Source organism: Stenotrophomonas sp. (assembly GCF_032061965.1).
Classification (GTDB): Bacteria; Pseudomonadota; Gammaproteobacteria; order Xanthomonadales; family Xanthomonadaceae; genus Stenotrophomonas.
In genome coordinates this window covers 1-14,368 of the sequence record NZ_DAMBEF010000019.1, presented here as the reverse complement: position 1 = coordinate 14,368, position 14,368 = coordinate 1, and the positions used below count along the sequence as shown (strand labels likewise).

12 protein-coding genes are annotated in these 14,368 nt (G+C 62.3%); 10 read left to right on the top strand and 2 right to left on the bottom strand.

The window, feature by feature from the left end; genetic code table 11:
- Nucleotides 1-21 precede the first annotated feature (21 nt).
- The 3 genes from RT460_RS11550 to RT460_RS11540 are packed head-to-tail and all read left to right on the top strand — an operon-like array spanning nucleotide 22 to nucleotide 4,660.
- A complete protein-coding gene (locus RT460_RS11550) occupies nucleotides 22-1,104 on the top strand; it encodes an AAA family ATPase (protein ID WP_313319104.1) in 1,083 nt (360 codons plus the stop codon).
- A 14-nt stretch (nucleotides 1,105-1,118) separates the two neighbouring features.
- Nucleotides 1,119-3,479 (top strand): DUF5682 family protein, encoded by a 2,361-nt coding sequence (locus tag RT460_RS11545; protein WP_313319103.1) that lies wholly within the window; start codon nucleotides 1,119-1,121, stop codon nucleotides 3,477-3,479.
- Nucleotides 3,476-4,660 carry a VWA domain-containing protein gene (locus RT460_RS11540; RefSeq protein WP_313319102.1) on the top strand — a complete coding sequence of 395 codons (1,185 nt, stop codon included), beginning with the start codon at nucleotides 3,476-3,478 and terminating at the stop codon, nucleotides 4,658-4,660. Before RT460_RS11545 ends, RT460_RS11540 begins: the two co-directional genes overlap by 4 nt.
- A gap of 43 nt (nucleotides 4,661-4,703) precedes the next feature.
- Here the strand turns inward: RT460_RS11540 and RT460_RS11535 are convergent, their stop codons facing one another.
- Together RT460_RS11535 and RT460_RS11530 are read right to left on the bottom strand one after the other, a co-directional pair.
- Nucleotides 4,704-5,597 carry an NAD(P)/FAD-dependent oxidoreductase gene (locus tag RT460_RS11535; protein ID WP_313319101.1) on the bottom strand — a complete coding sequence of 298 codons (894 nt, stop codon included), beginning with the start codon at nucleotides 5,595-5,597 and terminating at the stop codon, nucleotides 4,704-4,706.
- On the bottom strand, nucleotides 5,594-6,040 hold the full coding sequence (locus tag RT460_RS11530) for an Rrf2 family transcriptional regulator (RefSeq protein ID WP_313319100.1): 447 nt from the start codon (nucleotides 6,038-6,040) through the stop codon (nucleotides 5,594-5,596). Before RT460_RS11530 ends, RT460_RS11535 begins: the two co-directional genes overlap by 4 nt.
- Nucleotides 6,041-6,440: 400 nt before the next feature.
- On the opposite strand from RT460_RS11530, the gene RT460_RS11525 reads away from it, so the two are divergent.
- The 7 genes from RT460_RS11525 (at nucleotide 6,441) to fghA (ending at nucleotide 14,214) form a co-directional block, all read left to right on the top strand.
- A complete protein-coding gene (locus RT460_RS11525; protein ID WP_313319099.1) occupies nucleotides 6,441-7,352 on the top strand; it encodes a Ku protein in 912 nt (303 codons plus the stop codon).
- A 9-nt stretch (nucleotides 7,353-7,361) separates the two neighbouring features.
- The gene (locus RT460_RS11520) at nucleotides 7,362-7,985 is read left to right on the top strand and encodes a GIY-YIG nuclease family protein (protein WP_313319098.1); all 624 of its coding nucleotides are present in this window, start codon (nucleotides 7,362-7,364) and stop codon (nucleotides 7,983-7,985) included.
- A 15-nt stretch (nucleotides 7,986-8,000) separates the two neighbouring features.
- Nucleotides 8,001-10,547, top strand: a complete 2,547-nt coding sequence (gene ligD / locus RT460_RS11515) for a DNA ligase D (RefSeq protein WP_313319097.1) — start codon at nucleotides 8,001-8,003, stop codon at nucleotides 10,545-10,547.
- Between the two features lie 411 nt (nucleotides 10,548-10,958).
- Nucleotides 10,959-11,576: a hypothetical protein gene (locus tag RT460_RS11510; protein WP_313319096.1), complete on the top strand. Its 618-nt coding sequence runs from the start codon at nucleotides 10,959-10,961 to the stop codon at nucleotides 11,574-11,576.
- 284 nt (nucleotides 11,577-11,860) lie between these two features.
- A complete protein-coding gene (locus tag RT460_RS11505) occupies nucleotides 11,861-12,136 on the top strand; it encodes a metal/formaldehyde-sensitive transcriptional repressor (protein ID WP_057627201.1) in 276 nt (91 codons plus the stop codon).
- 50 nt (nucleotides 12,137-12,186) lie between these two features.
- A complete protein-coding gene (locus tag RT460_RS11500; RefSeq protein ID WP_313319095.1) occupies nucleotides 12,187-13,296 on the top strand; it encodes an S-(hydroxymethyl)glutathione dehydrogenase/class III alcohol dehydrogenase in 1,110 nt (369 codons plus the stop codon).
- A gap of 90 nt (nucleotides 13,297-13,386) precedes the next feature.
- The gene (gene fghA, locus RT460_RS11495) at nucleotides 13,387-14,214 is read left to right on the top strand and encodes an S-formylglutathione hydrolase (protein WP_313319094.1); all 828 of its coding nucleotides are present in this window, start codon (nucleotides 13,387-13,389) and stop codon (nucleotides 14,212-14,214) included.
- Nucleotides 14,215-14,368: the final 154 nt, after the last annotated feature.

Sequence of the window (14,368 nt, the reverse complement as noted above, 5' to 3'; positions counted from 1 at the left end):
AAGCCTTTCACTGGAGCCCCTATGACCACTGCCGTCCTGCGCCAGCACGCCGAACACCAATACGCCGAAGAACTGGAAGAGCTTCGCCGCCAGGACAACCGCCAGCGCCCGGCCAACTGGACCATGTCGCCCTGGGCGGTAGTGACCTATCTGGTGGGTGGCACGCTGGAGAACGGTTTCGTCATCAGCCCCAAGTACATCGGTGACCGTCGCCTGATGGAAATCGCGGTGGCCACCATCGCCACCGACCGGGCGCTGCTGCTGTTTGGCGTACCGGGCACGGCCAAGTCCTGGGTGTCCGAGCATATGACCGCCGCGATCAGCGGTGATTCCACCTTGCTGGTGCAGGGCACCGCCGGCACCAGCGAGGAACAGATCCGCTATGGCTGGAACTACGCCCAGCTACTGGCCAACGGGCCGAGCGAGAAGGCCTTGGTGCCAAGCCCGCTGATGAATGCCATGCGCCTGGGCAAGATCGCGCGTATCGAAGAACTGACCCGCATTCCGGCCGATGTACAGGATGCGCTGATCACCGTGCTTTCGGAAAAGACCCTGCCAGTGCCGGAGCTGGGCAGCGAAGTGCAGGCCGTGCGCGGCTTCAGCGTGATCGCTACCGCCAACAACCGCGACAAGGGCGTCAATGAACTGTCCAGCGCGCTGAAGCGCCGCTTCAATACGGTGATTCTGCCGGTGCCTTCCAGCGAGGAAGATGAGGTGGCGATCGTGCTCAAGCGCGTCGGCGAAATGGGCGTCGCGCTGGACTTGCCGGCCGAGCCGCCGGCACTGCAGGAAGTCGCGCGTGTGGTGCGCATTTTCCGCGAGTTGCGCAATGGCGTTACCGAAGACGGCAAGGCCAAGCTGAAAAGCCCCACCGCTACGCTGTCCACGGCCGAGGCCATCTCGGTGATCAACAATGGCATGGCGCTGGCCGGCCACTTCGGCGACGGCGTGCTGCGCCCGGGTGACATGGCGGCCGGCATGATCGGTGCGATCGTGAAGGACCCCGTGCAGGACGCCCTGGTGTGGAAGGAATACCTGGAGACGGTGGTGAAGGAACGCGATGAGTGGAAGGACCTGTACCGCGCATTCCGCGAACACGTCTGATCAGGCCGGCGCCAATGAGTGAAGGCATCTCCCTGTTCGGCATTCGTCACCACGGCCCGGGCTGCGCACGCAGCCTGCTGGCCGCGCTGGAGGCGTTGCAGCCGGATTGCGTATTGATCGAGGGGCCGGCCGGTACCGAGGCGCTGCTGGCGCACGTAGTGGATGCGGACATGCAGCCGCCGGTGGCGCTGCTGTCCTATGGCGTGGACGATCCGCAGCTGGCCGTATTCCATCCCTACGCGCTGTACTCCCCGGAGTGGCAGGCGATGGCGTGGGCGCTGCGCAACAGCGTACCGGTGCGTTTCATGGATGTGCCGCCGGCGTTGACGCTGGAATGGCAGGCCCAGGCGCGGGCGGGTAATGCGCCCGTAGGCGTTGCCGATGTGCCTGATGCGTTGGACGACGTGCCGTTGGCCGCAGCGACTGAACCTGAGGCTGCGACCGACGTCGAAGCAGAGCCGGACGCAGCCGCCGTCAGTGGTATCGATGACGACGAACAGGGGCGGCCGGCCGACCCGTTGGATTGGTTGGCGCGTGCGGCCGGTCACGCCGACGGCGAGACCTGGTGGAACCACATGGTCGAAGAGCGCGGTGACGGCCAGGGCCTGTTTGACGCCATCGCCGATGCCATGGCCGCGGTGCGTGAGCGTACCCCCGAGCATCCCGGCCTGCGCGGCGAGCATGAGGCCGTGCGCGAGGCGCATATGCGGGCCGCACTGCGTGCCGCCTGCAAGGAATTCCAACGCATTGCCGTGGTCTGTGGTGCGTGGCATGTGCCGGCGCTGCAGCCGTCGGCATTGCGCAGCAACAGCGCCGCGGCGGACAACCGTCTGCTGAAAGGCATGCCCAAACGCAAGACGCAGAGTACCTGGGTGCCGTGGACGTATCGACACCTGAGCGTGGAAAGCGGCTATGGCGCAGGCGTGAATGCCCCCGGCTGGTACGACTTCCTGTGGCGCAACGCCGGCGACCACACCCAGCGTGCCGTTGGCTGGTATGCGCGGGTAGGGCGGCTATTGCGCGAGCACGGTTTGGACTGCTCGTCGGCGCATCTGATCGAAGCAACGCGCCTGGCCGATACCCTGGCGGCACTGCGCGGCCGACCGGCCCCGGGGCTTGATGACATTGGCGAGGCCAGCCTAGCGGTCATTTGCAATGGCGACGATGCGCCGATGCGCTTGATCCGTGAACGCCTGATGGTGGGCGATGCGCTGGGGCAGGTGCCGGCGAGCGTGCCGGTGGTTCCATTGCAGCGGGATCTGGAGGCGCAGCAGAAGCGGCTGCGGCTCAAGCCCGAAGCACTTGAAAAGACCCTGGACCTGGATCTGCGCAAGGACAATGACCTTGCCCGCAGCCACTTGCTGCACCGCCTGCAATTGTTGGGCATTGGCTGGGGCCGCCTGTCGCGCACCGGGCATTCCGCACGCGGCACCTTCCACGAAGTCTGGCAGCTGGCATGGCAGCCGCAATTCCTGGTTGATCTGGTGGAAGCCAGTCGTCATGGCCAGACGCTGCTGGACGCGGCATCCAGCAAGGCCATCAGCCAGGCACGAGCGGCCGAAGACCTGCCCGAACTTTCTGCCCTGGTTGACCAGGTGTTGCTGGCCGACCTGCCTGATGCCGTGCGTGTTATCGCGGCCGAATTGGAGGCGCGCGCCGCCACCGATGCCGACCCGTTGGCGCTGCTCGGCGCATTGCCGCCGCTGGCGAACATCCACCGCTACGGCAATGTGCGCCAAACCGAGGGTGTACAGGTCGCACATCTGTTTGACAGCATGCTGGAGCGCGCGGTCATAGGACTAACGTTGGCATTGTCCAGCCTGGACGAGACACGCGCCGAGCAGGCGCGAACCGTTGTATTGGATGCCGACCGCGCCATCAGCCTGCGCAACGATGCCGACGGCAGCGCGGCATGGCAACAGGCCTTGCAGCGGGTAGCCATGTCGCCGTCGTGCAGCGCACTGTTGCGCGGCGTCGCGCTGCGTCTACTGTTCGATACGCAGACCGCTGCGCCAGACGTCGTACACGTGCAGTTACAGCAGGAGCTGTCACCCGGCGCCGAACCGCTGCAGTCCGCGCAATGGCTGGACGGCTTCCTCAACCGCAACGCCACCGTGCTGCTGCATGACGACGCGGTGTGGCAGATGATCGACGCGTGGGTGATGGCATTGGATGAGGCGCAGCTGGTGCGCGTGTTGCCGCTGGTGCGGCGCACGTTTGCGACCTTCGAGCCGGCCGACCGCCGTGATCTGGGCAGCCGCGTGCAACAGGCGCCCGTCGAGAAGGCGGTGGCCGCACTGGTCCCGGATTGGAACCCGGCCCGCGCCGAACGCGCGCTTCCCATGTTGCGTGAACTGTTGGGACTACCCGCATGAGTGATGCCCCCGAGACACTGGATATCGCCGCCACCACGCGGCAACAGCGCTGGCGCTTGATCCTGGGCCAGCAAGCCGACAATAGCTGCGGCGCGCTGCCCAAGGACCTGCAGGGCCTGGATCAGGCGCTGGCGGCCTTGTACGAGCCCGATAGCCCCGGTGGCCTGGGCCGGCGCGGCGGGCGCGGTGCGTCCTCGCCCAATGTCGCGCGGTGGCTGGGAGACATCCGCCGCTATTTTCCGTCGTCCGTGGTGCAGGTGATGCAGCGCGACGCCCTGCAACGTCTGGATCTCACCCAGATGCTGCTGGAAAAGGAAATGTTGGAGCAGGTGCAGCCGGATGTGCACATGGTGGCCAACCTGATCGGCCTGAGCCGCGTGATTCCCGCAGAGACCAAACAGACGGCGCGGCTGGTCGTGCGCAAGGTGGTGGAAGACCTGCTGCGGCAACTGGAAGAACCGATGCGCTCGGCCGTCAGTGGCGCGCTCGACCGTGCCCGCCGCAATCGCCGACCGCGCCTTGCCGAGATCGATTGGCACCGTACCATCCGCAGCAATCTGCGGCATTGGCAGCCCGAGTTGCGCACCGTGGTGCCGCAGGAGCTGGTGGGGTACGGGCGCAAGGCACGCAAGCCGCAGCGCGAGATTCTGCTGTGCATCGACCAGAGCGGCTCAATGGCGGCGTCGGTGGTGTACTCCAGTATCTTCGGCGCGGTGATGGCGTCGCTGCCGGCGGTATCCACGCGCCTGGTGGTATTCGACACCGAAGTAGTGGACATGAGCGAACAGCTCGATGACCCCGTGGACCTGCTGTTCGGCGTGCAACTGGGCGGTGGCACCGACATCCATCGCGCCGTCAGCTATTGCCAGAGCAGCATCCGCGAACCGCATAACGCCATTCTGGTGCTGATATCCGACCTGTACGAAGGCGGCGTGGAAAATGGCCTGCTGGCGCGTGCGCGCGAGCTGCTGGAAGCCGGCGTACAGTTCATCGTGCTGCTGGCGCTTAGCGACGAAGGCACGCCGTCCTACGACCATGCATTGGCGGCAAAGCTGGCAGCACTGGGCGTGCCGTCATTCGCCTGCACGCCAGATGCGTTTCCCGGCTTGATGGCTGCCGCGATTCGTCGGGATGACATCAACCAATGGGCAGGCGGGCAGGGGTTGTTGACTACGCGGTGAGGGGGCCACTCTTTGCGTCCAACCTCAGGCGATTTGGGCGCAACTAGTTTTCGGGCCACACCAGCGAGCGGTGTATCTGCGCGCCCGCCCATGCTCCGTCTGCGACGGCAAGGGAGACAGAATGCGGAACCCGCGCGACATCGCCACATGCGAAGACGCCAGCGATATTGGTTTCCTTGCTATCGCTGGTCTGGATCTGCGTGCCCATCGGCGTGTCGGCAAGAACGCACCCCAGATCTTCCGCTATCGAAGTGGATGGTGCGTTCTTCGGGGCGGTAAAGAGACCGGCGAAGCTGAGCTGCCTGCCATCTGCCATCATCACTTCGGCATGCCCCTCGATTCTATCGATGCGGGCAGTCTCTACCTCTACGCCTCGCATCGAGAGATCCTGTTGTGACGCCTCATCCAGCTCCAGCACGCCATTGGTAAAGAACGTGACGGATCCCCACTCCGGAAGTAGCTGCGCCTGGTGGACAGACAAGGGGCTGGCGGCGATCACGCCGATCCGTCCCCTATCCAATTCATATCCATGACAGTAGGGGCAGTGGAAGACGCTTGTTCCCCAACGCTCAGCCAAACCATGCACCGCCGGCAATATGTCTGAGACGCCGGTTGCCAGCAGCAGCCGGCGAGCACCATGGATATCGCCACCCGCCCGCTCGACGGTGAAAGCATCGCGCGATCCCGATGCTTTCACTACAAGGTCATCAACCCAAGACAATGTCGGGTAGCGCTCCAGCTGCGCTCGTGCTGTGCTGGCGATTACCGCAGGATCTACACCGTCCTGGGAGAGAAACCCGTGCGAGTGCAAGGCTGCCCTGTTACGCCGTTTGCCCGCGTCGATGACCAGCACGCTGCGCCGCGCGCGTACAAGTTGCAATGCAGCCGCCATACCCGCATAGCTGCCGCCCACAACGATGACGTCGTAATTTTTCATGGCGCTGCCTTCTTCAGATGTTGCTTGTGTCGGCGTGAAAAGTCAGCCGCAAGGTCCGCCAGCGACACCGATGCCAAGCGCTCAAGGAGCAGCGCCTCGGCTTCGTTATAAGCGTCATTGAGGGCAGAGTTCACCGCCTGCTCGACCAGGCAGGCGGGGTTCTCCTGCCGGTTTCCTGTAGCCAACAACGTAGGTTCGCCCAGCGCTTCGTGCAGTTGGCGCAGGCTCACTTTGGACAGATCGGCGGTGATGTGCCAACCACCCGAATGCCCCCGCGTGGAAGCAACGAGCCCTGCTTCGCGCAGTAGCCCCATGGTTCGTCGGACGACGACGGGGTTCGTGCCCAAACACAGCGCCAGTTCGTCCGAGGTCATTGGCTCGGTGCGTTCGGCCATGTGAAGCAAGGCATGGAGAACGGCTGAAAGTCGGCTGTCTTTTTTCATGTAACAAATGATGTTACGTATTGAGGCGAAGGTCAATACCGTCTATGAATGCTGATGCCCCCAATTGGCTGCAGGGCTTCATGCACCCCGGACAACAGAGTGCATGGTTGTCTGTGCCATATGTCCCCTGGCAACGGCCGTTGTGACCATTCGCTAGCTGAATCCCACGTCCCCAAAATCGATTCGTACCGGTCGGATAGACCTTGATTCGACCTGATTCAGTGACGTTTTTCATGGCGGGCGTGCCGGCGAGGTACAACTCACGCCGCCTTTGACGCTCGCATTCTCCTCGTGAAAGCTGACCCCACAAGAGCATGTGCGAGTAAATACACGGTTCTTCACATGCGCTTTAGGCGGATATGTCCAGCTTTACGTTACTGCTCATTTCGTGGGGGCCGCCATGGCACGCCCTATCTGGACCGGAACGCTGTCTTTTGGGCTATTGAATATCCCTGTTTCGTTGATGTCGGGCGAGCGACGCGTCGACCTGAGTTTTCGAATGCTCGACTCGCGGGACAAGAAGCCCATCCGCTTTGAGAGGGTCAACGCGGATACCGGTGAAGAAGTCCCTTGGAAGGACATCGTCAAGGCGTTCGAGTACGACAAGGGAAGTTATGTCGTGGTTGAAAAAGAGGACATTGCCTCCGCTGCGCCGCAGACACATGAGTCGGTGGACGTGGAGGCCTTCGTCGATCGTGATGAGATCGGCATGCGTTTCTACGAGAAGCCTTACATCCTTGTGCCGGGCAAGAAGGCAGAAAAAGGCTATGTACTTTTGCGTGAGACCCTGAAGAGCACCGGCAAGGTGGGTGTAGCACGTGTGGTGATTCGCACCCGCGAGTATCTCTGCGCTGTTGTCCCCGAGGATGACGCACTGGTGCTGATGATGCTGCGCTACCCGCAGGAGCTGGTGGAGCCCAGTGACTACAAGCTGCCGGCGGGGAAGGCCAGCGAATACCGCATCGCCCCCAAGGAGTTGCAGATGGCCAAGGATCTCATCGGCTCCATGACCGCCCACTGGGAGCCGGAGGCATATCACGACGAGTTTCGTTCACGGCTGGAAGCCATCATCAAGAAACGCGTCAAGGCAAAGGGTGCTACCACCAGGATCGCCGATGAAGGTGCGACCGAACACGAAGATGCCACTACCAACGTAGTGGATTTCATGACGCTGCTGAAAAAAAGCCTCGACAGCAACCGTCGCACCCCGGCAGCGAAGAAGGTGGCGACCAAGAAGGCGGCGAAGAAGTCGCCGGCCAAGGCGGCCAAAAAATCTCCCAAAAATTCCGCACGCAAGACGTCCGCAAGGTGAAGGCGCAACGTGAGACGCCAGGTCGTGCCACTGGATGGTATTGGGTCGGGGCCCCACGGGCGGACGTTCCTGTATGCGTTCCCGCGCGCGGGGGAGGATTTCACCAAGCTTGGAATCGCCCGTGATCCTCTGGTTCGGCTGCAGGCGTTCTCGCCAAGGTATTACGACTTTTTCGAGCTGGGAGCCGGCTGGCTGGTGGAAGCGGAAACCACACGCGAAGCCCGCGCGTGGGAGACACGCTGGAAGCGAGAGCTGCGTAGCCACAGCGCCCCTGCGCCCCTCACGGTGTCCTTGCGGGCCGGCGGCCACACCGAATGGTTTCGCGGCGCTTCGACGCAATTGCAGCAGGCGCGTGACGAGCTCGCTGCACAGGGCTTCCCGGTGCACATGCGGCTATCCGCCTGGGTAAGAGAGCAGCTGCAGCCATGGCGGGATCAGCTCGATGGCGTGGAGCGGAATCTGGTTGCTCAGCTTGGAGCGGTTGAAACCTGGCCGGCGGCGAGGGTGCATCCCACGTTGTCGTCGCTGCGCGACGCTTTGGATGCCTGCAATGTGCTTCAGCTTCCATTGGACGATGCCGTATCGCCCGCCTTGCAGGCCTGGCTCCGACGCAACAGCCTGTCACCATCATGATCGGAGGTCGTTGGCATGAGCCTGCAGCAGTACCGACGAAAGCGTCGTTTTGACAGCACCCGCGAACCGAAGGGCGGGATGCGCGATGACGGGCGGCGCGCCATCTTCGTGGTGCAGCTGCATCATGCCAGTCGTCGCCATTACGACTTCCGGTTGCAGGTGGGCGGGGTGCTACGTAGCTGGGCGGTGCCCAAGGGGCCAAGTTACGACCCTGCGGTGAAGCGCATGGCGGTTGAGGTTGAGGATCACCCTTTGGATTATGCGGATTTCCAAGGGGAGATCCCCAAGGGACAGTACGGCGGCGGGCACGTCGCGCAGTTCGATTCAGGAGTCTGGTGCACTGAGGGAGATGCCGAGCAGCAATTGATCGACGGTCATCTGCGCTTCGAGCTTTTTGGCGACAAGCTCAAGGGTGGCTGGCATCTGGTGCGTTCCGGTAGACCGGCCAAGCAGCCGCAGTGGCTGCTGTTCAAGGACGACGATGCCTACGCAGGAACCTTGGAGGCCGACGATCTGCTGGGCGGTGTTGTTGCGCCGCCGGCTGAAGACCTGAAGCGTGCAGGCGCTGGAAAGAAGACCGTGCGCAAGCACAGCAGCGTAGCCAGCGTTCGTCGTAAACCGCGTGCATGGGCAACCAGGGCGCTTGGTCTTTCCGCCGCTTTCAAACAAACGGCGCCATCCACTGGGTACTCACCGCAGTTGGCCAAGCTTGGGGGGGCACCACCGAAAGGAGAGCAGTGGTTGCATGAGATCAAGTGGGATGGCTACAGAATTTTGGCAACAGTGACCGATGGGAAGGCGCAACTGTGGTCACGCAATGCGCTGGAATGGACCGAAAGGCTGCCTGAAATCCGCGAAGCCGTCGAGGCGCTGGCACTCAAATCCGCAGCTCTGGATGGTGAGTTGATCGCGGGCGCAGGCACCACGGACGATTTCAATTTGCTGCAAGCCACGTTGTCAGGTGAACGTCAGGCGCGCTTGAGCTACGTGCTGTTCGACCTGCTCTACGTGGATGGCGTGAATATCACGCGTGCGCCACTGGAAGAGCGCAAGCTGCTGTTGCGTGAAGTGCTTGATGGGGCGGAAGGCCATCTGTCCTTCAGTGGGCATGTGATCGGAGATGGCGACAGCGCGTTTCGCTTGGCAGGCGAACATGGCTTTGAAGGTATCATTTCAAAGCGTGCGAGCGGGGCGTATCACCCCGGCCGCAGCGATGACTGGCGCAAGACCAAACAGATGAGCAGCGACGAGTTCGCGGTGGTCGGCTATACGGCTCCCAAAGGCAGTCGTAGTGGATTTGGTTCTTTATTGCTGGCGCGTCCGGACTCCGAGCATGGTTGGGTGTACGCAGGACGGGTGGGGACGGGCTTCAACGATGCGCTGATCCGCGAAGTAAGTGCAAAGCTGCACAACGATGGCATGAAGCAGCCATCGGTTCGCCTCACCGTCAGCGATCCGGAACTCCGTGCAGCCACCTGGTTTCCGCCGCGCTTTGTGGTTGAGGTTTTCTATCGCGGCACTGGCCGCCAGGAACTGCTGCGCCAGCCCTCATTCAAGGCGCTGCGCGCTGACAAATCCACGGCCGATCTGCGTGATAGCGATAGCGCTGCCGCGCCCCGGTTCAGTGCGGCAACCCAGGATGCCAAGACCATGAAAGCCGCCCCCAGGAAGTCCGCAACGGTGAAGGCTGCAGCATTACCCACCTTGTCCAGCCCAAGCAAGGTGGTTTTCCCGGACATCAAGGCCACCAAGAAGGAGGTGTGGGAGTACTACCTGGCCGTCGCGGATGAGCTACTTCCAGAGATCGCAGGACGGCCGCTTTCGGTGGTGCGTTGCCCATCGGGTATCAGCAAGGCGTGCTTCTTCCAGAAGCACCTGTCCGCTGGATTCGAGCGTGTGTCCACGGTGAGGTTGAAGGAAGAATCCGGTGCCAACGCCGACTATCTGGTGGTGGAAGATGTCGCGGGCCTGATGGAACTGGTGCAGTTCAACGCGCTGGAATTCCATCCATGGGGATCGCATGCGTGGGCCGCCGAACGCGCGGATCGCATCGTGTTCGATCTGGACCCAGGCAGCGGCGTTCCTTTCATTGAGGTCAAACAGGCTGCGCGAGACATCCGCAAGCTGCTTGAAGGCTTGGAGCTGGAGTCATTCCTAAGGGTATCCGGCGGTAAAGGTCTGCATGTCGTGGTGCCACTGAGCCCCGGCTGCGACTGGGACTTGACCAAGCGTTTTGCACGCAGCTTTGCGGAGGCGTTGGCGCAGTCGCAGCCTGACCGATTCCTCGCCACGGCGAGCAAGCGCCTGCGCAATAGGCGTATTTTTGTGGACTACCTGCGCAACGGTCGGGGCGCCACCGCCGTAGCGTCCTATTCGTTGCGCGCGCGGCCCGGCGCGCCCGTGGCGATGCCTTTGGCGTGGGCGGCGTTGGGGAAGCTGGAAGCGGCCGACGTATTCACGCTTCGCGACGTCCCGGCCACACTCAGGCGGCGTCGCAAGGACCCGTGGCAAGGCATGGACAAGATCAAGCAGGATCTGTCACGTTGGGCGCGGGAGGAATAGGCAGGCATGTGTTTTCATTCTGCTGCTGCGGAAGATGTCGCTACTGTGCGTGGGCCGCCCCTATTCAATATCGAGACAAATGTTTGGTTACGCGGAGAACGCTACTTCCCCGACTTGATCCAACGATCAGTGGTGCTCGGAGACGACGGCATCGGTACGTACTAGCTAGTTTGCATCGACCAGACCGACAGAGTGATCGACTGGGATGCTGAGATGGAGGTAGATGAGCATGTCGTCTGTGGCAGAGGTTTGGCTCAAGAGTGGAACGCACGCAAGATCAGATATGACCCCGCGGCGGGCACCTGGCAGGCAATTCAAGCCGAAGCCGCTTCGCGGTTCGGTCTTGGTACCTGCTGCGACCGACCGCGCCTGGCCGTGCTCTGACGAATTAACTTCCTGATACAGCCCAGAGTGAAAAACGAGGTCTTACTGATGTCTACTGCAAGTGAGATGGTGCACTTCTACTGGTACTGCGCCACCATAGCTCAGCTCATCGAGCACATGCCCGGTACAACTGCAACGCGAGCCGTACTACTTTTTGCAGTGCGAAGAGCAACAGACACTCTCACTGGAAAGAATGGCGTGCCATACGCGAGCGTGGAGGCTCTAAAGGTATGTGTGACTAACGGAGGAACATGGGAAGGATGTGGGCTGCGCAAGGAACATGCGATTCCAGTCACGTGCATACGCGATGAGATTGTCGCCGCCCTTTCAACCCCGTACTCTGCAGAGTCATTGGCAGAGGCAAAGGAACGGCTCGATGAAGAGATGGCGGCCGTAATAGCCAAGCCCGGCGCACTCGATGGATTTCCAGGTAATCCTCGTATCGCTCTTGTCGTCAAGATCATCCGAGCCTCAACGGCGCTCGCGTGGCTGACGGAGAAGGAAGATGAATTGCTCAAGGCGCGATTGGCCGACGGTTCCGGTTCGCTAATAAAACGCATGCCCCCTGATTGGGATGGTAAAGACCCTTTGGCTCGCTATCGCTTTTGCAAGATTGATGTCCGCCCGATTTGCTGCCGACGTTAGCTGATCACATCAATGGCTTCACTGATGGTTTGACGTCCGCTCCTGGCCGGAAGCGATCAGTGGTGCCGCGGAACGGAATAGATTCGCCCCCATTCTGGACCGCAGGACCTGCGTCCGTTGCTAGGGCCCTCGTAGAGGGCATCAGCCATAGTCTGTACACCCACTATTAGCCATGGTCCGTACATGAGGCACTGACTATGGCTATCCGTACATTCCGCAGCCGAATGGCATTCGTCCCGCAGTCCAAATATACTATCCCCCAGTACAGGATATTGGGCGCTGGCATGCCGCATTCCCCTGAAGAGAAGAAAAAGGTCCTGGCCCGGGTCAAGCGCATCCGTGGCCAGTGCGATGCGCTGGAGCGTGCCCTGGAGGCCGGTGCCGATTGCAACCCGGTGCTGCAGCAGATCGCGGCCATCCGTGGTGCGGTCAATGGGCTGATGTCCGAGGTGATGGAAGCCCACCTGCGCGAGGAGTTCGGCCAGCCTGCGCGCTCCGATGCGCAGCGCGCTACGCGTGTTGCCGAGATGTCCAGCCTGATCCGTTCCTATCTCAAATAATTCTGGTCGGTGCGTTGCGCCGTCCTTCGTCATTTCCGCAGGAGAAAGTCATGAAATCACGTGCCGCCGTCGCCTTTGGCCCGGGCCAGCCGTTGCAGATTGTCGAGATTGATGTCGCGCCGCCGAAAGCCGGCGAGGTGCTGGTCAAGATCACCCATACCGGTGTCTGCCATACCGATGCCTTCACGTTGTCGGGTGACGATCCGGAAGGCCTGTTCCCCTGCGTGCTGGGCCATGAAGGCGCTGGCATCGTGGTCGAGGTGGGTGAGGGCGTCACGTCGGTGAAGGCGGGTGATCACGTGATTCCCTTGTATACCGCCGAGTGCGGCGAGTGCCTGTTCTGCAAGAGCGGCAAGACCAATCTGTGTACGTCGGTGCGCGCTACCCAGGGCAAGGGCGTGATGCCGGACGGCACCAGCCGCTTCTCGTACAACGGGGAGCCGATCTACCACTACATGGGCTGCTCGACCTTCTCCGAGTACACGGTGGTGGCCGAAGTCTCGCTGGCCAAGGTCAATCCGGACGCCAACCCGGAGCACGTCTGCCTGCTGGGCTGCGGCGTCACCACCGGCATCGGCGCCGTGCACAACACCGCAAAGGTGGCCGAAGGCGACAGCGTTGCCGTGTTCGGTCTGGGCGGTATTGGCCTGGCGGTTATCCAGGGCGCGCGCCAGGCCAAGGCCGGCCGCATCATCGCCATCGATACCAACCCGTCAAAATTCGAGCTGGCCAAGCAGTTTGGCGCCACCGATTGCGTCAACCCGAAGGACCACGACAAGCCGATCCAGCAGGTCATCGTTGAAATGACCGGCTGGGGCGTGGACCACAGCTTTGAGTGCATCGGCAACACCAACGTGATGCGTGCGGCGCTGGAATGTGCGCACCGTGGCTGGGGCCAGAGCGTGATCATCGGTGTTGCTGGCGCCGGGCAGGAAATCTCGACCCGCCCGTTCCAACTGGTGACCGGCCGCAAGTGGCTGGGCACGGCATTCGGCGGCGTGAAGGGTCGCAGCCAGCTGCCGGGCATGGTGGAGGATGCGATGAAGGGCGATATCGAACTGGCGCCGTTCGTCACCCACACGATGGAACTGGACAAGATCAACGAAGCCTTCGACCTGATGCACGAAGGCAAGTCGATCCGCTCGGTCATCCACTACTGATACAAGCGCGTGCAGGAACGGCATAAGCCGCGAAGTCGGCGCCGCTCCGTCGCACAGCATCCAGCAACCAGCAAGAAAGGATTCCAAACCATGCAACGACTCGAACACCGCGCCTGCTTCGGCGGCTGGCAGGACGTTTACCGGCACGAATCCAAGGTGCTGGGCTGCGAGATGACGGTGGGTGTCTACCTGCCGCCGCAGGCCGAGCACGGCCCGTGCCCGGTGCTGTATTGGCTCAGCGGCCTGACCTGCACCGAGCAGAACTTCATCACCAAGGCCGGTGCACAGCGTTACGCGGCCGAGCACGGCATCATTCTGGTGGTGCCGGATACCAGCCCGCGTGGTGAATCGGTCGCCGATGCCGAGGGCTATGACCTGGGCAAGGGAGCGGGCTTCTATGTGAACGCCACGCGCGATCCCTGGGCACGGCACTACCGCATGTACGACTACATCGTGGAAGAGCTGCCGGCCTGGGTTGAGGCGGATCCGGCGGCCAGCGACGTGCGTGCAATCAGCGGGCATTCGATGGGCGGGCATGGTGCACTGACCATTGCCTTGAAGAACCCGGGCCGCTACCGCAGCGTGTCGGCGTTCTCGCCGATCGTGGCGCCGTCGCAGGTGCCGTGGGGGCAGAAGGCATTTGCGGCCTATCTGGGTGAGGACCGTGAGCTGTGGAAGGCTTATGACGCCACGGAGTTGGTGGCGCGCGCGCAGGAAAAGTTGCCGCTGCTGATCGACCAGGGCGGCGCGGATGAGTTCCTGGAGAACCAGTTGCGCCCGCAGTTGCTGCAGGCTGCATGTGAAGCCGCAGGGCATCCGCTGGAGCTGCGCGTGCAGCCGGGTTACGACCACAGCTATTACTTCATCAGCAGCTTCATCGGTGAGCACATCGCACACCATGCCAAGGCAATGCGCTGAGCCGGGTTTTGTAGCGCCGAGCCATGCTCGGCTTGGGCTTTACTGGTAAGGCCTCTGCCGAGCATGGCTCGGCACTACAGTGGCATTGCTGGTGGGGCGTCTGCCGAGCATGGCTCGGCACTACAGTGGCATTGCTGGTGGGGCCTCTGCCGAG

Excerpts from the sequence above, each read along its gene's own strand:
- RT460_RS11550 (WP_313319104.1), top strand. The coding sequence starts at position 22 with ATGACCACTGCCGTCCTGCGCCAGCACGCCGAACACCAATACGCCGAA.
- RT460_RS11545 (WP_313319103.1), top strand. The coding sequence starts at position 1,119 with ATGAGTGAAGGCATCTCCCTGTTCGGCATTCGTCACCACGGCCCGGGC.
- RT460_RS11540 (WP_313319102.1), top strand. The coding sequence starts at position 3,476 with ATGAGTGATGCCCCCGAGACACTGGATATCGCCGCCACCACGCGGCAA.
- RT460_RS11535 (WP_313319101.1), bottom strand. The coding sequence starts at position 5,597 with ATGAAAAATTACGACGTCATCGTTGTGGGCGGCAGCTATGCGGGTATG.
- RT460_RS11530 (WP_313319100.1), bottom strand. The coding sequence starts at position 6,040 with ATGAAAAAAGACAGCCGACTTTCAGCCGTTCTCCATGCCTTGCTTCAC.
- RT460_RS11525 (WP_313319099.1), top strand. The coding sequence starts at position 6,441 with ATGGCACGCCCTATCTGGACCGGAACGCTGTCTTTTGGGCTATTGAAT.
- ligD (WP_313319097.1), top strand. The coding sequence starts at position 8,001 with ATGAGCCTGCAGCAGTACCGACGAAAGCGTCGTTTTGACAGCACCCGC.
- RT460_RS11505 (WP_057627201.1), top strand. The coding sequence starts at position 11,861 with ATGCCGCATTCCCCTGAAGAGAAGAAAAAGGTCCTGGCCCGGGTCAAG.
- RT460_RS11500 (WP_313319095.1), top strand. The coding sequence starts at position 12,187 with ATGAAATCACGTGCCGCCGTCGCCTTTGGCCCGGGCCAGCCGTTGCAG.
- fghA (WP_313319094.1), top strand. The coding sequence starts at position 13,387 with ATGCAACGACTCGAACACCGCGCCTGCTTCGGCGGCTGGCAGGACGTT.